This is a genomic window from Sodalis sp. RH16 (assembly GCF_047324245.1).
Classification (GTDB): domain Bacteria; phylum Pseudomonadota; class Gammaproteobacteria; order Enterobacterales; family Enterobacteriaceae; genus Acerihabitans; species Acerihabitans ligni.
The window spans coordinates 4,130,189-4,149,269 of sequence record NZ_CP178737.1; the positions used below are offsets into that span (position 1 = coordinate 4,130,189).

Here is a 19,081-nt window from a genome sequence, read left to right on the forward strand (position 1 = left end):
CCGTGCCCGTGCGGTTGCTTAGTTTTGTTGCAGCAGTTTTATCAGTTGATCCCGGTTCGCCGTTTTGAATTGCTGGGCGTTGTCTTTGGTAATAATCGCCTGCGGCGTTGAAACCACGCGGGGAAGCGGCTGTCCGCCGATAACGCGCAGGGCAACGTTCATCGCCACTTCGCCCGTCAGTTCAGGAAAACTGTCTACCGTACCGGTGAGTTCTCCGCGCAGAATGGACGCATAGGCATCGGAAATACCGTCGGTGCCGAAGACCGCGACCTTATTCGTCAGGCCGGCGGCATGCACCGCTTCCACCACGCCCAGGGCCATATCGTCATTATTGGAATAGAAACCAATCAGATCGGGATGCTGTTGCAGAATGGTCGCGGCATTGTTGTAGGCGGTTTCACGGCTCCAGTTCGCCGGCACGCTGGCCACCACCTGGAATTTTTTATCGGCTTCGATGGTTTCACGAAAACCCTGCGTACGCTGGCGCGCCGCATATACCCCAGGTTGGCCTTCGATCACCGCCACTTTGCCGCCCTGCGGGCGATTTTTGATAAACCACTGGGCGACGCGGACGCCGTTGTCTTTTTGGACATTACCGACATAGTGAACCGCACCGGGCATGACGGCATCGTTAACGTTTATCACCGTGATGCCTTTTGACTTCGCTTCTTCTACGGCAGGCTCCAGGTTGGCGTCGGTTTGCGGTGAAACCAGCAGCCCTTTAAAACCCTGTGTAATCAAAGTTTCCGCGATGGCCAATTGACCCATCTGATCGTCTTCATTGGCCGCGGCTTGATACACCACGGTAACGCCGTACTGTTTAGCGGCATTGGCGTACCCTTTGCCCAGGGTACGCCAGTATTCGTTGGTCAAGGTTTTCGACACGCCGCCGATTTTCAAATCCGGGCCGGCTTTGGGCACCGGGCCGAATTTGGCATCCAACTGAGTCCAGTCGATGCGATTGGGTTCGGTATCGGACTGAAGCGGAGGTAAATCCGCCGCATGGAGTAGAGACGAACTGAACACTGAAGCGGCAATAAGGGTAGAGAGGATTTTATTCATTATAGAACTCCTTCTTTTTAATTATTTTGCGAGCATGATGTCGTTCACGATGCGTTGCGTCGTCACCGCATCCTGGCGTTCGATGCCGGCCTGCAACCCGTCGTGCCCGAGCAGCTTGTCTGACATTTCCAACAGCTGTTTCACCGTCGAAATATTGAGTTCACATTCCCGTACCGGGTCAAGGCCGCTGGCATCCGGGAAGGTATCGAAATAATAGGCGCCGTTAAATCCGTCGCGTTGGAGCTGCCACAATAGTTCCAGCGTGGCGCGGGGATTGACCGAAGCCACCATCAGACCGTCATCGCGTTTGCCGTAACCGTCATTCAGGTGCAAGCCCAGAATGCGGGAACGGCGCGCCACCATGCCGGCGGCGAAGGCGGGGATTTCATCAGCGTACAGGACATGGGCGAAGTCGAGGGTAATGCCCAGATTGGCGTTTCCGGCCTCGGCAATCGCCAGCAGGCAGGTGGCCACGTTGGGGAAAATGCTAAAGGAACGGGGTTCATTCGGTTTATATTCAATACTGATGTCGCAATCCGGCGCATAGTCGGCCACTTCCCGCACGGCGCTTACCGCCTGTTCCCACATTTTTTTGTAGTCGGCCTGAAAGCTGTAATCAAACCCGTCCTGGCCCAGCCAGATAGTCATCAGTTTGGTGCCGAATTCGCGGCCCGCATCGATGCCGCGTTTGGTAAGCTCAATGGCGTCGCGCCTCACTTTTTCATCGGGATTGGTAAAGGCGCCAATTTTATATTCAGGCTTGTCATAGCGCATCGCCATGCCGTTGACCACCAGTCCCGAGTCTTCGATTTGCTGCCTTTGGGCCTTTAAATCAGAACCGATATGTTGTGGATAGTTAAGGTCAAGATGGGTCAATCCTTTGACTTTAGAGGCTCTTTCCACCATCTGCATCACCGTGGGTTTACCCTTCAGGTCTGGCCAGTAGGCGGAAGCTTTGGCGGCAAATGAGTTTAAACGTGTAGCAAACTTCAGTCCTGTCATGACGGTTCCCCTTGGGTTACGTACGTGTTGTACTTTTCTATTTTACATTATCTAGTGAATTAGATAATCAAACTAGCACCGGGTTTCCGGCCGGGCAAGACAGGGCAGAACTATTGTTTATAAATAAGAGGTGATTCACAAAATTCCGGCAGCCGTTCTGCCGTTAAATCCCATAGCACCGTGCTTTTGGGCATGATATGTTTACGAATCAATAAAGTTTGCTAAGGAAACAGGGCTTCATGGTCAATCCCATCGATGATGCAAGCGCCATTGGTCCCCGCTTGCGTGATATGGTTTCGGTGCTGACCCCCTTGGAAGCGAAATTGGTCAACGCGGTACTGTCGAGCGGTTTCGATGAACACGTCGCGTTGAAAGATATCGCCGGTCTCTGCGAGATGTCAGAAGCAATGGTGGTTAAGACGGCAAAAAAACTCGGATTTGCCGGGTTTCGTGAACTGCGCAGCAAGGCCGCCGAATACAACCGATTGCCTATTACCGAGATGCACCAGGAACTCTCTCCCACGGATACGGCAAGGGAAATCGTCACCAAGGTATTTCGAACCTCCGCGCAGGCGCTGGAAGAAACCTTAGCGATTCTTGACATGGACGCTTTTGTGCGTGCTGCCGACCTGTTGGCCAAAGCGCAGCAGCGTGATTTTTATGGTTTCGGCGGATCGGCGCAAATAGCCCGGGACGCTGTACACAAATTTCTTCGCATTGGCGTACGCGCAACCGTTTATGACGATCCTCACATGATGCTGATGTCGGCATCGTTGCTGGGCGAGAAAGATGTCGTATTAGCCATTTCCCATTCCGGCCAGACCCAAAACCTCATTGAAGCGGTCAAGGCCGCCCAAGCCAACGATGTACCCGTCATCGCTATCACCAACTATTCAGAGTCACCCCTGGCCGGCCTGGCGGACACGGTTTTGTGTTCCACGGCGCGGGGCTCTCCCTTGACAGGAGAAAACGCCGCCGCTCGTGTGGCGCAACTCAATATTCTGGATGCCTTGTTCGTTGTCGTCGCCCAGCGTGACTACGCGCTGGCGGAGCTTCAGCTCAGTCGTACCATGATGGCGGTAGCCCACAAAAGAAAATAAGGCTTTCCAATCATCAAAGCCCGCATGTCATCCTTTCGAACTGGAATCGGCTCTGTCAACCCCACCGGCAGTGATAGATTTCAACAGCCATAATTTTCCTCTTGCAGCCTTTCCAGAAAAGTAACGCCATGCTTGCAAAGAATTCAAGCGTGTCGCAACTCTCATTTTCGAATTTTACGCAGGATCAACGGCGCCGTGTTTGTTGTGAGATTTAGGTGGAAGATTTACTGTTCATGTTTAATCAGTAAAGAAACATCAAATCTGACCTACACAGGAGGCTCCGATGAAGCACGCTGCAATCAGGCTCAAGAAAACGTTTTTCAACCATTGCCCGCATGAAATCGTCAACACGGAAGGGTTAAGCGCCGAATTGTTCCGCTATGAATCCGGCATTGAAGCGGTTCGGTTGAAAAACCGCCGGGGGCATCTGGTGGTCTTGCCATACTATGGCCAAATGATTTGGCAAGCCATGTTCGATGGCGTCGATCTCACCATGTCAAGCCGCTTCAAAACCCCGCGTCAGGCCGACGATATCGTCGGCACCTACGGCTGCTTCATGTACCATTCGGGGCTGTTGCATAACGGCAATCCGGGGGAGCACGACCGCCATCCTTTACATGGTGAAATGCCGCTGGCGCCGATGGATCGGGCGGGTATCGAGATGGGAGAGGACATTGAAGGGCCGTGGATGGCGGTGGTGGGGGAGCGCGAATACCTTATGGGTTTCGGTGATCACTATATGGCCCGTCCTCGCGTGGTGATTCGGCCTGATAAAGCGATCTTCGAGATTAAAATGGAGGTGGAGAATCTCGCTTTGGATGCGATGGATTTGATGTACATGTGCCACGCCAACTTCGCCTTCGTGGAAGGCGGCCGGATCATCCAGCCGACCAGCTTTGACCGTGCCGACACGGTGGTAAGAACCTCAGTGCCGGCCATAGTGCAAGCCAACGACGAGTACCTGGCGCGGCTTGCCAGGATGAAGGAAGATCCCTGTGCGACCGAAGTGATTGATCCTGGCCTGGGCTTCGATCCAGAGCTGGTCTTCTATCTGAAAAACCTGAAGAAAGCCGCGGACGGGCTCGTTCATGTCATGCTGCGCCGGCCCGGGGGCGATGCCTTTGCGGTGAAATACGACGCTGAAGATTTTTCGCACCTCGTCCGGTGGATTCTGGCCAACAACAAGCAGAAAGTCTGTGCCTTCGCGATGCCCGCCACCTGCGGGGTGGAGGGATACTACGCAGAAAAACAGTTCGGCAATGTACGTTCGCTGGCCGGCGGCGAAAGCGCAGGATTCAGCATTAAGCTCGGTTATTTAAGTGCGGCAGAGTCCGCAATGGAAGAGTCTATTATCCGGGCTTCTCTATAAGAGGTTTTGCCGTGATGACAAAACCGAGTTGTGAGCTGAATCAAATATGGGCACTTTTGTGAGCAATAAAATTTACTTTACTATTTTTTCTAGTAAAGTCGATTTTGCAGCAGGGACAATTCATGCGGTTTGTTCCAGATGCCGATAAGAGGTGCTTTAGATTAGCCATAGCACCTTTTATGTTTACTAATTTCTAAAATTACGTGAATTACTTAATGTTTAGCTATTTCTACGGCACTGATAGTAAGCGTGGCTGGTTGCCTTGGTTTGTTGGCAGCGCCGTCTCGCAGGTCTTATATGCTAAACAGTACGATGCGCCAGTATATCAATGATAAATAAGGGGTATCAAAATGAATCGCCGCATGTTTATTACGTTAATGAGCATTTCTGTACTGATCTCTACGGCAGGGGGTATCGGCTGGCCGGGTTTCGCATCTGCCGCTGAGACTAAGACAATGGTTACCGTGGTCAAGGAAGCTGGCGTTCCATGGTTCAATATTCTCAATCAAGGGTTGGAAGAAGGCGGCAAGCAGTTCAATCTTAAAACATCCATGGTAGGGCCTGCCAGAGCCGACCCGGCTCAGCAGGTCAAGCTTATCGAAGATTTGATTGCTAAAAAAGTCGACGTGATCGGTCTGGTTCCCCTTGACACCAATGTCACCGCTCAGGTGGTGCAGCGCGCCCGCGATGCCGGGATCATGGTGATTACCCAAGAGGGGCCGAACCAGCCCGGCAAGACCTGGGACGTCGAGCTCATGAGCGCACAAGCCTACGGCGAAGCCCAAATGAAGGCGCTGGCCCGGGAAATGGGCGAGAAGGGTGATTATGTCATTCTCGTCGGCACCCTGACCACCACCGGCCACAATCAATGGGCTGATGCCGCCATCGCTTACCAGAAAGCCCATTATCCCAACATGAAGCTGGCCGCCGACAGGTTCCCGGGCGCCGACTTTATCGATGAATCCGAACGCGTTACACAGGATATACTCAAGGCTTATCCGAACGTAACCGGTATTATGTCCATGGGTTCCAATGGACCGATTGGCGTGGGCAACGTACTGAAGAGACGCCACCTCGAAAAGAAGATTGCGCTGGTGGGCACGACGATCCCATCCCAGGCGAAGGCTTACATCATGTCTGGCGTGATTCGGGAAGGCTTCCTCTGGAGCCCGAAGGAGGCCGGGCTGGCAATGACCGCCGTCGCGCGCCTGGCGCTGGACAATACCAAGTTTGAAACCGGTATGACGGTACCCGGCCTGGGCAAGGCCACCGTCGATAGCGCCAATCATGTGGTGATGGTTGATCGCATCCTGCTTATCACCAAAGACAATATCAACGATCTCATCAAGCTCGGACTCTAGCCGGTAAGTCTTGCAAGCATTGAGGGCGGCTTGGTTTCATGGGATCAAGCCACCCTCCCTGTGCCCTAAATAATCACAACCGGGGTATCTCGATGTCAGTCTTTTTACAACTCGATGGAATATCAAAAATCTTTGGCGGCGTTCATGCGCTCTCGAATATGAGCCTCCGACTGGAAAAAGGCGAGGTCCATTGCCTTTGCGGGCAAAACGGATGCGGCAAGTCGACGCTTATCAAGATTATGTCTGGCGTTTACCAACCGGAGCCGGGTGGGGTAATCACGATAGATGGAAATCAAATCGACCATTTGACGCCGGTAGAGAGCACCCGTCTTGGCGTTCAGGTGATTTATCAGGATCTTTCCCTGTTTCCCAACCTGACCGTGGCCGAAAATATCGCTATTGGCCTGCACGGGGGCGGGTTCAAACAGGTTAACTGGAAAAAAATCACGGGGCTTGCAGCCGACGCCATGCAAAGCATAGGCGTCTCGCTGCGTCTCAATGACAAAGTGGCCGATATCTCCATTGCCCAGCGCCAGCTGGTGGCTATTTGCCGGGCCATGGCCGCGGACGCTCGTCTGGTCATAATGGATGAACCTACCTCGTCGCTTACGCGACATGAGGTGGATGCGCTACTGCTGCTGACGCTACAGTTGAAGAAACGCGGCATCACTATTGTGTTCGTCAGCCATCGGCTCGATGAAGTCCTGGAAATCGCCGATCGTGTGACCGTGATGCGTGATGGCGTGAAACTCGGTACCTACGATGCCGGGGAAATGTCAGACCGTAAGCTTGCGACCCTGATGACGGGCAAGGAATTCAGCTACCAGTGCGAAGCAAAAGACCGGCCGGATACGGAGACGGTCATTGAAGTGCGGGGTCTCTCGCGCGCCGGCGAATATGAGGACATCAATCTGGATGTCCGGCGCGGGGAAATCCTCGGCCTGACCGGACTGCTGGGATCCGGGCGCACAGAGTTGGCACTGTCGCTGTTCGGCATGACGTGCCCCGATCGCGGAGAGATAGTGATAAACGGCGAGTCGGCGAATATGCGTTCCAATCGTGACGCCATTGAGCGGGGGATCGCTTATTTACCGGAAGACCGACTGTCGCTGGGATTGGTTCTGGAGCAGTCCATCAGCGCAAACATCACTCTGTCTGTGGTGGAATCGCTGGTAAATAAGGCGGGTCTGATCCGGGATGATTTGTACAGCGCTACCGTGCTGCATGGGATAGATGAACTGTCCATCAAGGCGGGAAATCCGGAGAATAAGGTGAAAACCCTTTCCGGGGGCAATCAACAACGCGTGGTGCTCGCCAAGTGGCTGGCTACCCATCCCAATCTATTGATTCTTGACAGCCCCACCGTGGGCGTGGATATCTCCGCCAAAGACGGTATCTATCAGGTGGTCCGAAACCTTGCCGCACGCGGCATTGCGATCATCATGATTTCAGACGAAATTCCGGAAGTGTACTACCACAGCGATCGGGTGCTCGTGATGCGCTTGGGTAGAATGTATGGTGAATATATTCCCGGACGCTGCTCGGAAAAAGAATTGAAAGAGGCCCTAAATGCGTGAATTTATCCAGCGTTTCGTGCATACGCATGAATGCCGTCTGCTGATCGTCGTGGTACTCATGGCGCTCTTCCTGTCAGTGCATTCCCCTGAATTCGCCACGTTGCAAAATCTGGTGGATGTCCTGGGAGCCACGGCATTTATCGGTATACTCGCGGCGGGCCTGCTGGTCGTCATTATCACCGGCGGAATTGATTTGTCATTTACCGCATCGGCGTCCATTGCGCAGTTCGCGGCGCTTACCGCAGCTAATCATTACGGGATAGGCTGGACCGGGGTATTTGCCATCGCCATCGGTCTGGGCGTTGCGCTGGGTTTGATCAATGGTCTGCTGGTGAACTCGCTGAGGACGTCGGCGATGATCATTACCATCGCCACCTTGAATGTATTCTTCGGCATCTTGTTGACCGTGACCGGCGGAGCAGACATTTTCGCCTTACCGGACTGGTTCAATGCGGGCTTTGAGTTTGTCTTCCATACCGATCCGAATGGCGATACCTATGCGGTGAATTTACAAATCATCGCCCTGGTCCTGGCTTTTCTGGCGACCTGGCTGCTGCTCAACAGAAGTAATATCGGCCGTCAGATCTACGCAATGGGAGGCAATCCGGACGCGGCCCAGCGCGTCGGCTTCAACGTCTACAGGCTCAATATGCTGGTGTATGGCTATATGGGCGCGCTGGCGGGAGTTGCGTCATTGGCGCAGGCGCAATTGGTGCAATCGGTGTCGCCTACCGCCCTGGTGGGGCGTGAGCTGGACGTGGTCGCGGCGGTTGTGATAGGCGGCGCGAGCCTTATCGGCGGGAGAGGCACGGTGCTGGGAACCCTATTGGGGTTGGCGCTGATCGCCATTTTGCAAAATGGCTTGATTCTGCTTGGCGTCTCGTCTTACTGGTCGCTGTTTAGCACCGGACTGGTCATTATCGCGGCCATGATCATGATGGCAATGGAAACCAAGAAGCGCCACAACAAGATCGTTGAACCGGGAGCAGTAGCATGACGCAAGGTAAAAGCACTCTTTATGGCAATATCCAGAACCGGGTGGGCGCCACCAACTCACGCCTGATTATCATGCTGGCGCTGATGGTGGTTGGACTTGGCATTCTGGAGGGGGGCAAGCTGTTCGGCCCCGCCGGGCTGAGGTCCATGGCCTTTCAGCTCCCCGAACTGGGATTCCTGGCCCTGGCCATGATGATTCCGATGCTCTCGGGCGGCATTGACCTGTCCATCATTGCGACGGCGAACCTATGTGCGCTGGTGATAGCCTACATGCTCACGTCCTGGATCCCGGGAACTCATGGTGTCGTCTGGGGGTTGATCCAGGCAGGGGCATTATTTGTGGGATTATTACTGGCCGCGCTGGTGGGTTTGCTCAACGGGGTGTTGGTAGCCTATTTGCGGGTTCCGCCCATGCTGGCTACCCTTGGCACCATGACCGCGGTGAAGGGTCTTGCCATCGGTTTCAGCCATGGCAATGTCATTACCGGTTTTCCAGAGCCGGTGGTGTTTATCGGCAATGGAAGCCTGTTGGGCGTACCTATCGCACTGATCATTTTTGTCATTGTCGTCATCCCTCTGAGTATTTTCGTCAACAAGACCCCGCTGGGCAGCGCTATCGCCATGATCGGCTCAAACGAGCGAGCCACCCGATATTCCGGTATCGACACGCGTCGCAGCCTGGTCTGGGTGTATTTGCTTTCTGCGCTCTTGTCCGGCGTCGCGGGGGTCATCATGATGGCGCGCTTCAATTCGGCCAATGCCTCTTACGGGGAGAGTTATTTGCTGATTGCCATTCTGGCCGCCGTGCTTGGCGGTGTTGATCCGCTGGGTGGCTTCGGCAAAGTTAGCGGCGTAATCCTGTCGCTGGTGATACTGCAATTGATGTCCACCGCGTCAATCCTGCTGGATCTCAGTCAGTTCATCACTCTGGCATTATGGGGGGCCATCCTGATCCTCGTTTCCGGTAGCGTCGTCTTAAAGGACTGGATATCCGCAAGATCAAAGACGTCGAGCAAGGTCGCCAAAACGTAGCGCCTTCCCTATTTTGAACACGGTTTCCCCGACGTTCCGGCAGACCAAAAAATGTTCGGCCCGCCGGCCGCCGATAAGTGGCTTTGCTAAGCCCCGCCGGAGCATGCGGCGCCGAGAACGGTATGGACACCGGTTATCGAGCAACTGATGCCCCGGCCCTTGGGCATCATCTTCAAGAGTATTCGGGAAACGCCTGTAGTTTTTCCAGGGTGGGGAAAGAACCCTGTCCACCGTAATTTTGCACAGAATAAGCGCTGACTTCCGACGCAAAGCGAATAGACTCGGCCAACGGCAAGTTTTTGATAATGCCATAGCCCAACGCGCCGATATACGAATCACCGGCCCCTGTGGCATCCACCACGTTATCGCATTTGATCGCCGGGAAATGGCTGTTTACCTCATCTGAAATGACAACCGATCCTTTTTCGCCGAGGGTGATGATAACGGATTTCCGCACTCGGCCCTTTAACGTTGCCGCTGCCTTAAAGGCATCCTCAGGAGTATTGACTTGATAACCGAGCATAAACGACGCTTCTGTTTCGTTTATCACCAGGAAATCGACCTTACTTAGCATCTCGTCTTCAATAAACCTGGCGGGGGCATTATTCAATAAGATAATGCAGTTATGGTGTCGGGCCCGGTCAACGACTTTTTTCACCACATTCTCGGGGATTTCAGATTGCAGGATGACTAGCGGAGCGTCGGCGAAAAAATCATCCTTGATATCTCTGACGTCCAGGTGATAGTTGGCACCTTTGATGATGGTACTGCAATAATTCCCGTCCTGCAGTATTTGTACCAGTCCCAAGCCAGAGGCGCCGCATTGTTTGATATCAAAGCAGGATATATGATTCTCCACTAGGGATTTGATTAACTCCTGACCGAACAAATCCTCACCAACGCAACCCACCATCCTGACATTTAGCCCTAGGCGAGCGCATTGTACCGCCTGATTCCCCCCTTTACCGCCCGGCATCTGATAAAGGTCCTCGCCATTAAAGGTCTCTCCGATAAAGGGAAGCCTTGACTGTTTAATCAGAATATCGAAGTTTAAACTTCCGACCACCAGTACGTCAGTTTTCATAATATTTCCCCAAACTATTTTCAAATTCGTTTCGATTGCACTGAATCACGTGTTTTTTGTAAACTATCCTGGCTTTTTTGACCGCGTTCGTTAGCCAGAATGGTAAAAAGAGCATCCAGGATATTAAGATGGACAATACGGGTAGAAGCATTTTCTCCGGTAATGGGATTATTTTTAACCGATGAAATAATCGCATAATCTGACACTTGAGTGACCGGACTATTGAAATAATTTGTAATTGAAACCGTGTCAGCACCATTTTCACGCGCCGTTTTCAGCATATTGATGACATCCGCCGTTTTCCCTGAATGGGAGACAGCAAAGAGTATATCCCCCGGTTTCATTAATGAAGCAGACATTTGCTGCATATGAGAATCGTAATAAACGTTTGAAAAAATGCCTATCTTAAGAAGCTTATGGTGGAAATCATCACAGATAGATCTTGAACCACCGCACCCAGCCAGGATAATCTTATTATTTTCGTTGAAATTTATTAATAGTAAGGCGACCTGATTAAATACTTCAGAATTAATGAGAGTCAATGATTCCTGGAGCGCCAGAATTGAATTCAAGAAAGTACGTTCCAGTATGTCTTCATAGCGCGCAGAAATATGAAAATCTTGCTGTAGACTGTCTTGATCTGAGGCGCTGATTTCGCTAATGGAGTTTTTTAGCTCATGAAAACCGCTACAACCTAATTTTTTTGAAACTTTAGTAATGCTAGCAATACTCACCTTGAGAAATTTCGAGACTTCATTGATGCGCATTGTCGAAATGACATCGGGATTATTCTCGATAAAATGCGCAATTGACCGCTCTTTTTTGCCCAAGGTAGGCGCAAGGGTTTTAGCGTAGAGTATTATTTCCCTTCCTTTTAAGCTCTGATGCATACGTATTGTTACCTTGTTTTTAGAAGAGCGCGGCTAAAAATATTACTCAAAATTTGATTTACGCACTATTGCTATCAAAATATCATGTTTGCAAGTTGATAAAGTGTTATGCATATCACATTTATAGTGGTTAAACTCATTTTTTTAATTTTTTATTTTACTCATAGTGAAATTTTTTAGGCTCTATAACGCCTGTAAAAAAACTTTAAGTGTTCATGATTTTTTTGTTTTGAAAAGACCCCTCTATCACCTATAAATAACGACATTATTAACAAGCAAGAAGGAATTTTTCATGAAATTTTCATCCCGGATTAATTCATTTAAAGCCCGTCCGGAGCTTTTTTTTGATACAAACAAAATTGATACAGTGGGCCTCATCAAACGGATGTCTTCCGTTAAAGGTTTGACTCATGTTGAATTGAACTATCCTGAACATTTCTTACAAAATGATATCGCTGAAATAAAAAACGCTATTGAAGAATCTTCATTGAAAGTGGGCGGAATTGCGCTTCGCTTCCAAAAAGATTTCAATGATGGAGAGTTCGCCAACCCAGACGCGGAGTTAAGGGAAAAAGCGATACAAACCACTCTTGATGCGGTTAACGTGTGTCGAGAACTGGGTGGTGACACGGTGACCTTATGGTTTGCCAACGATGGTTTCGATTATCCATTCCAATTGGATTATGAACGCGCCTATGCCAATACGGTGGATGCTTTTAAACGGATCACCTCAGAAAACCCCGACATGACCTTTAGTTTTGAATATAAGCCCTATGAACCACGTACTTTTTCGTTAATAGGCGATGTCTGTTCTACCCTGATGTTGTTGGATGATGTTGGGCAAAAAAATCTCGGTATTACCCTTGATTTCTGCCATATGATCATGAAAAAGGAGAACCCGGCATACTCACTGTTTCTTTCCGCGCAGCGTAATAGGCTGGTGGGCTTCCATTTGAATGATGGCTATGGTCATTTTGATGATGGGTTAATGCTCGGTACCGTACATCTTCTACAGACTCTTGAATATATCTATTATGCGAAAAAATATAAATTTGATGGACTGGTTTATTTTGACACTTTCCCCAAGCGGGAAGACCCGGTGAGAGAGTGTGAACAAAATATCAAAATGTATAAGATATTGTCAGATTATATAGATTCCGTATCTATGAATGAAATAGATTCAATTATCAAGTCCCAGGATGCCATTAAAATCCAAAGCTTGCTTTTGTCTCTCATTACAAAAAAAACATCGCTGTAATAAAAGCTTAGGTTTGATAGATATCTCTCTATTTCCATAATCTTTCATTAGGCATTGCTGTAGTAATGTCCGGAGGCAACATGTTAGATAAAATTGGATTACCCAGAAACTTATTGTGGGGCTATATCGGTCTCACCCTTTTTATGGTCGGGGACGGGGTAGAGCAGGCATGGCTCTCCCTTTATCTTGTGGAAAAAGGCCTGCACGTTTCCGATGCTTCGTTCTTGATGACATTCTATGGTGTGACGGTGACGCTGGCAGCCTGGCTATCTGGTGTGTTGGTTCAGACCCTAGGACCGAGAAAAATAATGTTGGCCGGTTTATTGGCCTTTGTCGTAGGTAGTATTGGATTCATCGGTCTAGGCATGCCCATGCTGAATATGCATATTATGCTGCCGTTTTATGCCATCCGCGGATTTGGCTATCCCTTGTTTGCCTATTCATTTTTGATATGGATTAACTACAGCTCCCCCCTTGAAAAACGCTCCACTGCGGTAGGTTGGTTTTGGTTTACGTTTTCGTTGGGTTTGAGTGTTGTAGGGCCGTTCTATTCTTCTTTGGCACTCCCGGTGATGGGCGAGATAAACGTTCTTTGGTCGGGGGCTATCTTTGTGGTTATCGGATCTGTCCTGGCGATTTACGTCAATAAAGATAGGGTTCCCGCCGATGAAATCCACCCCTTTTCGCTAGCCGAATTAATGACCTGCATAACGATATTAAAACGTCCAAGAATTGCCACCGGTCTGGTGGTAAAGTCCATAAACGGTATTGCCCAATATGGGCTGGCAGTATTCTTGCCGATCTATCTCGCCGGGTTCGGCTACTCAAAGACAGAATGGCTGCATATGTGGTCGGCTGTGTTTATGGTGGCTATCTTTGCCAATTTGTTTTTCGGCTTTTTTGGCGACAAATTCGGCTGGCGCAACACTATTATGTGGATAGGCGGCGTCTGCTACGCGATTGTGTTGATGCTGGTTTGGCTAACGCCGCAGCTTGCCGGGCATAATTTTTACCTCATGACGTTTGTGCTGTGCCTATGTGGCGTGACCATGGCGGGATATGTGCCGCTTTCCGCGCTATTCCCGCTGCTGGCGCCGGATAATAAAGGGGCAGCGATGTCGGTACTGAATCTGGGCGCCGGTCTTGGAGCCTTTCTGGCTCCCGCCATCGTCGGTATATTTTATGCGCCGTTGGGGGCGGGCGGGGTACTGGCGATTTACGCTGGGCTTTATATACTCAGCGCCGTCCTGACCCCATTCCTGAAAACGCCGCAAGAAGTCGAGCATGTGGTGCTGCTGAACAACAAAACGGTTTAACCACGCCACTGTTCTGTCATAAAGACCGGCCTGAGAGCGAGGCCGTTTTCTGGGAGGACGGTTGTCGCCTTGGCTATTTCGCAACCATGATGGACATATCTTCTCTTTTGAGCCTCGCAGCGCTGGTATAACGCTGTCCTCTCCAGAAGCCCAGATTAACGCTGCATTGCTCGGCATGGGGATTGCCGAAGTGGGAATCCACCATGCATGGCCATATTTACGCAGCGGCGAACTCAAGCTGGTCCTCCGTCAGTATCACCATCCGGGCGATTATAAAATGGTAATACAGTATCCGCATCGTGCATTGCCGGCTGCCAGGGTACGCGTAACGGTTGAGCATTTGCTGGAGACATTCGCACATGATGAGAGGTTACATATTCCATTAGAGTCCCTTGCGGAATTCGAGGCGTAGTATATTGTGCGTATATAGTTTAGAGCCGGTACAGATATTTCTTGGTGGTCCAGGCGAGGGGGTTAAGGCGTTTGCAGCATCTTCGCCTCATCATCAGTCAGAGTGATGGAGAGCGCCGCTATCGCGCCATCAATATGCTTGGTTTGGAGCGCTCCTACGATCGGTGCGGCGACCACGTGATTGCCGCTGAGCCATGCAAGCGCTGCATCTCTATTTATCACCGGAGCTCGATAAAACGTTTGGCTCTGTTATGCGGAATCCTTACCGTACCCCTGCATAACCCATAATCGCAATGTCCGTAGCATGTTGATAAATTTATAATATATTTAGGGAGCATCCAGTCCGTGTCTGCAGAAATTTTGGATACAAAAAAGAATATATAACAAACCTGCGCTGAGGCAGGTTTGTTGAAGATGCGGCAGTGGTGGTATCAAGATAAATTGAAGCTTGAAATAACTAATCTTTTTCACCGAAGCCACGGGCAAATTCCGTTTTAAGTTCATCCATCAACTCATGCTCATCCTGACCGTCGCACAGCAAATCAATGGTGGTATTTCCTTTCACGCCGGAGCCTAATATACTCATCATCCCTTTAATCGGGATTTCCTTCCCGTTGTTTATCAGAATAAGCGATGAATTATATTTTTTTACTATTTTGGCTAAACAAGCAGCCGGCCGGGCATGTAATCCCGTACTGTTTATGACTTTTACGCTTTGCCTGATCATACGCCCTCAGATTGTTTAGGTGCACCTTAAGATGCTTTACGAATATAACGATGACCTTTATTCATCATCAAAATTTTGCCGTAGACATCCTCTTCAACCGCGGATTTTGCGCGCGCCATTACGCGGGCCAGGTTAGCCTCATTGTTATTATCAACATAGGCTTTACCTACTGATGTTATAAAGGCCTTTCGCAAGTCGCTGGCGATATTTACTTTGACAACATTGTAGTTGACGAAGCTGCGCAGGATATCCTCATGGATGCCCGAACCGCCATGAATAACCAGCGGCACCGGGGATACCGCGGCAATGCGCTGGAGCAATGGTATGTCAATGCGGGGAATATCTTCCAGACCGTGGACGTTGCCCACCGAGACCGCAAGCAGGTCGCAACCCGTTTGCTCGACGAACGTCTTTACCTTTTCAGGCTCGGTTTTGCAATCGGCTTCGCTGACGTGATCGTCTTCTTTGCCAAGAATAGCCCCCAGTTCCGCTTCAACAGGGATACCGAATGATTTACAAAAATCGACCGCTTCACGGGTAAAAGCAATATTTTCCTCAAATGAAAACGCCGCGCCGTCAATCATCACCGAGGTGAAACCGGCGCGCACCGCTTGTTTCACATCGTCCAGCGATTTACCATGATCGAGATGCAAACTTATCGGAACATCCATTTTAGCGGCATGCCGCTTAACAATCTCATAGATGTAATCATAACCCGACAATTGGGCATTGGTTGGTGCTATCTGAATAAAATTCGGTAATCCGGAGCGTTCAATAGCATTCAGGATTGAAATGGTGGTTTCAAGATTGGTGGTATTAAAAGCGCCGGCAAGCACTTTCTTTTCGCGAATACGGTCGAGCAGGATCTTTCCATTAACTAATGGCATAGTATTTTCCTCGGTTATAGTTGCTAATATAAAAAAGAAATAGATTAACTAACTCGGATTTTTTCAACGGCTCATAAAATAATGCGGCAATGAAGGCATTATTTTATTTATGCATTGGGCGGAAACATCCCGCGCCGGCTTAGCCTATTGAGCAATAACTCCTTCTTGCTGAAGTTTGAATCGATAAAACGCCCGCCAGCGTATTTGAAAACGTTGCAACGCCTGATATCGACGCGCATCCGGACTATAACGGGCGGCGACGGTCACTTCCGGCGGCGTCAACGCCGGGCAGGCGGTAAGCAGCGCCCCGACCGAAACGGCCTCATCAAAAGCTATGGTGTCCACCGGGCGTTGCAAAATATCCGCCTTAAGTTGCAGCCAGAGAGGATTACCTGTGGCCGGGCCGATCACTTTCAGCGCTTGCCCGGCGGGGACGTTAAAGCAGGCAAAGCAGTTGGCAAATTCCATCGCCAGTCCCAGCGAAATGCCGGCGATCAGCGTATCTATAGTCAGGCTGTCGCCCAGACCGTACAGCAGCCCCCGGGTATGGCGGTTCTTATGCGGCGATCCCGAGCCGCGCAGGTGGGGAATAAAGACCGGAATATCCTCAAACGTCCACTCCTCCTCCAGGTAATGCTGATAACCGCGTTGCAGTGCGGCCTCGATTTCGGCGAAGGTAAATCGAAAGGTTTTGCTTAGCCACTCCAAGGCAAAACCGCCGACCGGCAAAGAGGCAAACAGGGTATAAAGACCCGGTAACGAATAACGGCCGTTGGCAAGCTTGTCCCGGCTCGCCTGTATGCCCAACGTAGGCCGGGAGTTGAGCAGCAGAATGCCTTCCGTGGTTCCCGTTGAGTTCAATACTTCTCCCGTCCTCATTTGCAAGGCCCGGGCGCCCGCCATATGGTCGTGTCCGGCCAGCGTGACGCCGACGGGTCCGCTAAAGCCTAATCTGTCACCCAGTTCGCCGGTGACCCGACCCGCATTCTCGCCCGGCGTCAGCAGCGGCGCAAATGCGGCGAACGGCAGCTTGAGAATGTCGGCTGCTTCCCGTGACCAGGTACTCTGGCGGACATCAAGACACAGTGTGCGGCTGGCAAGCGTGATATCGGTGCGTCTTTGCCCGGTAAGCCGCCATAGCAGTAATTCAGGGGCATGCAGCCAGCAAAGGTCTTTCCGGTCATGCAATTGATAGCGATCCATCAACCAGCGCATTTTGAACGCGGAGTAATTACTGTGCGGCGGCAATCCGCTGATGGCATAGAGCCTTTCGCTCTCCGCCTCGCTCAACGCCGCCAGATATTCTTCGCCACGACGGTCATACCAGGCCAGCATCGGCGTCAGGATTTCTCCCTTATCATCAATGAACACACCCGATTCACCAAAGCTGGCAATACTGATGCGCGCCACCGGCAGCGGTGATTCCGCCGCCAGGCCGGACATTGCCGCCATAACCTCCAGCCATAGCTGGTCGACATCAAAATCAACCGCGCCCTGCGCCGATATCAGTTTGGGAGTGGCAAATTTTCTGGCTCCCAGCCGCGAGGCATCCTGGCAGGAAAAGCAGGTGACTTTACAATTGGTGGTACCGATATCAATGACGATAGCCGCGCTGCGATCAGGCATATACGGTTCCCCTGGTCAGACGGAACACACCATACAGCACCAGGCCGATTACCGGTACCAACCCTATGGCGATGATGTTGCCGTTAAATATCTCAAGCAGCCAGAAACGGAAGGGATTGCCGCCATCCAGGAAACTGGAAACCTGTCCGCTCGACCCTTCGGCGAATTTAAAGTTGACGTCTTTCGCCATGTGGGTGATAAACGGCGCAATCTTGGTGGCTATCCACAAATCGGCGGCAATGACCGGAATCGCTCCCAACAGGGTACGGAAGATATTGCCGCGGCAGGCCAGGGCTATCATTGATGCCATGACCGCCAGATTCGCCAAATCCCCGAGCGGCAATACTTTATTCCCCGGCAGCACAAAAGCGATGAAAACCGAAATAGGCGTCAGCAACAGCGCCGTTGAGATAATCGCCGGATTACCCACCGCTACCGCGATATCCAGCCCGATGTATAAATCATCGCGCCCAGGATATTTGGCATTAAGGTATTTTTTGATGGCCTCCGAAAGCGGCAGCAGGCCTTCCATCAGGATGCGCACCATACGTGGCAGGATAAACATCACACCGCCGATACTGATACCCAGTAACAAGATATGCTTGAAATCATAGCCGGCGATAACGCCCAGTAGTACGCCCAGGATGGTGCCCACCATCATCGGCTCACCGAAAATGCCGAGTTTCTTCTGAACGGACTCCGGGTCGATATGAATACGGTTAATTCCCGGGATTTTTTCGATAATTTTGTCCACCAGCAGCCCGACGGGGAAGAATACCACCGAGGAAAGCGTCGGCAACGAAATCCCCTCCAGACCGAAGTACTTCTGCACCATCGGCGCCGACCAGTCCGCCAGTTTGAGTACCACCACCGCGGCGATGCCGGCGGCCAACAGACCTAACACAAAGCTGCCGGTACTGTAGTACACCAGAGTGCCGGCCAAGGCGAAGTGCCAGTAGTTCCACATATCCACATCGACGGTGCGCGTCTTGTTCAACGCCAATAACGCAACGTTAATCAGGATGGTCAGGGGGATCACGAAAGGCGCAATCGGCGACCCCCAGGTAATGGCCGACAGCGGCGGCCAACCCAGATCCACCACCGGCAGATTGATACCGGTGCGTTCCACCATGGCCTGAGCCGCGGGCCCCACATTGCTGGTCAGAATATCGAAAATGGCATATATCCCCACAAAACCGATACCGACGGTGAGGGATGAACGCAGCGCTTTGGCCGGCTTTACTCTAAAGAACAGAGCGAGGATAAACAGTACCAGCGGCAATAATACGGTCGGGCCGAAACCCAGAATGTATTGCACTACTGTATATAGGGTATGGGCTATTTCATTCATGGCAAACCCCTGCTTCAGACGTAACGGGACCT

17 protein-coding genes are annotated in these 19,081 nt (G+C 51.1%); 9 read left to right on the plus strand and 8 right to left on the minus strand.

Annotated elements, in window-relative coordinates; genetic code table 11:
• Positions 1-18: 18 nt before the first annotated feature.
• The gene (locus ACL2XJ_RS18910; RefSeq protein ID WP_413724126.1) at positions 19-1,062 is read right to left on the minus strand and encodes a substrate-binding domain-containing protein; all 1,044 of its coding nucleotides are present in this window, start codon (positions 1,060-1,062) and stop codon (positions 19-21) included.
• Between the two features lie 21 nt (positions 1,063-1,083).
• On the minus strand, positions 1,084-2,064 hold the full coding sequence (locus ACL2XJ_RS18915; protein WP_413724127.1) for a sugar phosphate isomerase/epimerase family protein: 981 nt from the start codon (positions 2,062-2,064) through the stop codon (positions 1,084-1,086).
• A gap of 239 nt (positions 2,065-2,303) precedes the next feature.
• Between ACL2XJ_RS18915 and ACL2XJ_RS18920 the strand changes: the two genes are divergently transcribed.
• From ACL2XJ_RS18920 to ACL2XJ_RS18945, 6 genes are all read left to right on the plus strand, one after another.
• Positions 2,304-3,164: a MurR/RpiR family transcriptional regulator gene (locus ACL2XJ_RS18920; protein ID WP_132922110.1), complete on the plus strand. Its 861-nt coding sequence runs from the start codon at positions 2,304-2,306 to the stop codon at positions 3,162-3,164.
• A 283-nt stretch (positions 3,165-3,447) separates the two neighbouring features.
• Positions 3,448-4,533, plus strand: a complete 1,086-nt coding sequence (locus tag ACL2XJ_RS18925) for a DUF4432 family protein (protein ID WP_413724128.1) — start codon at positions 3,448-3,450, stop codon at positions 4,531-4,533.
• Positions 4,534-4,988: 455 nt separating this feature from the next.
• Positions 4,989-5,894 (plus strand): autoinducer 2 ABC transporter substrate-binding protein, encoded by a 906-nt coding sequence (locus ACL2XJ_RS18930; protein WP_243701426.1) that lies wholly within the window; start codon positions 4,989-4,991, stop codon positions 5,892-5,894.
• Between the two features lie 92 nt (positions 5,895-5,986).
• A complete protein-coding gene (locus tag ACL2XJ_RS18935) occupies positions 5,987-7,471 on the plus strand; it encodes a sugar ABC transporter ATP-binding protein (protein ID WP_413724129.1) in 1,485 nt (494 codons plus the stop codon).
• Complete coding sequence (locus ACL2XJ_RS18940) at positions 7,464-8,468, plus strand: ABC transporter permease (RefSeq protein ID WP_132922106.1); 1,005 nt, start codon at positions 7,464-7,466, stop codon at positions 8,466-8,468. The genes ACL2XJ_RS18935 and ACL2XJ_RS18940 overlap by 8 nt, the downstream gene beginning before the upstream one ends.
• 71 nt (positions 8,469-8,539) lie before the next feature.
• Entirely contained in the window at positions 8,540-9,499 is a 960-nt protein-coding gene (locus ACL2XJ_RS18945) for an ABC transporter permease (RefSeq protein ID WP_413726922.1), read from the plus strand.
• A gap of 172 nt (positions 9,500-9,671) precedes the next feature.
• Here ACL2XJ_RS18945 and ACL2XJ_RS18950 read toward each other — a convergent pair whose 3' ends face one another.
• Together ACL2XJ_RS18950 and ACL2XJ_RS18955 are read right to left on the minus strand one after the other, a co-directional pair.
• Positions 9,672-10,583 carry a ribokinase gene (locus ACL2XJ_RS18950; protein ID WP_413724130.1) on the minus strand — a complete coding sequence of 304 codons (912 nt, stop codon included), beginning with the start codon at positions 10,581-10,583 and terminating at the stop codon, positions 9,672-9,674.
• A 20-nt stretch (positions 10,584-10,603) separates the two neighbouring features.
• Positions 10,604-11,473 (minus strand): SIS domain-containing protein, encoded by an 870-nt coding sequence (locus ACL2XJ_RS18955; RefSeq protein ID WP_413724131.1) that lies wholly within the window; start codon positions 11,471-11,473, stop codon positions 10,604-10,606.
• A 292-nt stretch (positions 11,474-11,765) separates the two neighbouring features.
• Between ACL2XJ_RS18955 and ACL2XJ_RS18960 the strand changes: the two genes are divergently transcribed.
• The 3 genes from ACL2XJ_RS18960 (at position 11,766) to ACL2XJ_RS18970 (ending at position 14,459) form a co-directional block, all read left to right on the plus strand.
• A complete protein-coding gene (locus ACL2XJ_RS18960) occupies positions 11,766-12,731 on the plus strand; it encodes a sugar phosphate isomerase/epimerase family protein (RefSeq protein WP_413724132.1) in 966 nt (321 codons plus the stop codon).
• Positions 12,732-12,811: 80 nt separating this feature from the next.
• Complete coding sequence (locus ACL2XJ_RS18965; RefSeq protein WP_413724133.1) at positions 12,812-14,047, plus strand: MFS transporter; 1,236 nt, start codon at positions 12,812-12,814, stop codon at positions 14,045-14,047.
• Positions 14,048-14,108: 61 nt separating this feature from the next.
• Positions 14,109-14,459, plus strand: a complete 351-nt coding sequence (locus ACL2XJ_RS18970; RefSeq protein ID WP_413724134.1) for a LysR substrate-binding domain-containing protein — start codon at positions 14,109-14,111, stop codon at positions 14,457-14,459.
• Between the two features lie 456 nt (positions 14,460-14,915).
• Here the strand turns inward: ACL2XJ_RS18970 and ACL2XJ_RS18975 are convergent, their stop codons facing one another.
• From ACL2XJ_RS18975 to ACL2XJ_RS18990, 4 genes are all read right to left on the minus strand, one after another.
• Entirely contained in the window at positions 14,916-15,185 is a 270-nt protein-coding gene (locus tag ACL2XJ_RS18975; RefSeq protein WP_132922100.1) for an HPr family phosphocarrier protein, read from the minus strand.
• Positions 15,186-15,211: 26 nt separating this feature from the next.
• Entirely contained in the window at positions 15,212-16,072 is an 861-nt protein-coding gene (locus tag ACL2XJ_RS18980; protein WP_132922099.1) for a class II aldolase, read from the minus strand.
• Between the two features lie 144 nt (positions 16,073-16,216).
• The gene (locus tag ACL2XJ_RS18985; RefSeq protein ID WP_413724135.1) at positions 16,217-17,698 is read right to left on the minus strand and encodes an FGGY-family carbohydrate kinase; all 1,482 of its coding nucleotides are present in this window, start codon (positions 17,696-17,698) and stop codon (positions 16,217-16,219) included.
• Entirely contained in the window at positions 17,691-19,049 is a 1,359-nt protein-coding gene (locus ACL2XJ_RS18990) for a PTS galactitol transporter subunit IIC (protein ID WP_413724136.1), read from the minus strand. Before ACL2XJ_RS18990 ends, ACL2XJ_RS18985 begins: the two co-directional genes overlap by 8 nt.
• Between the last annotated feature and the right edge of the window lie 32 nt (positions 19,050-19,081).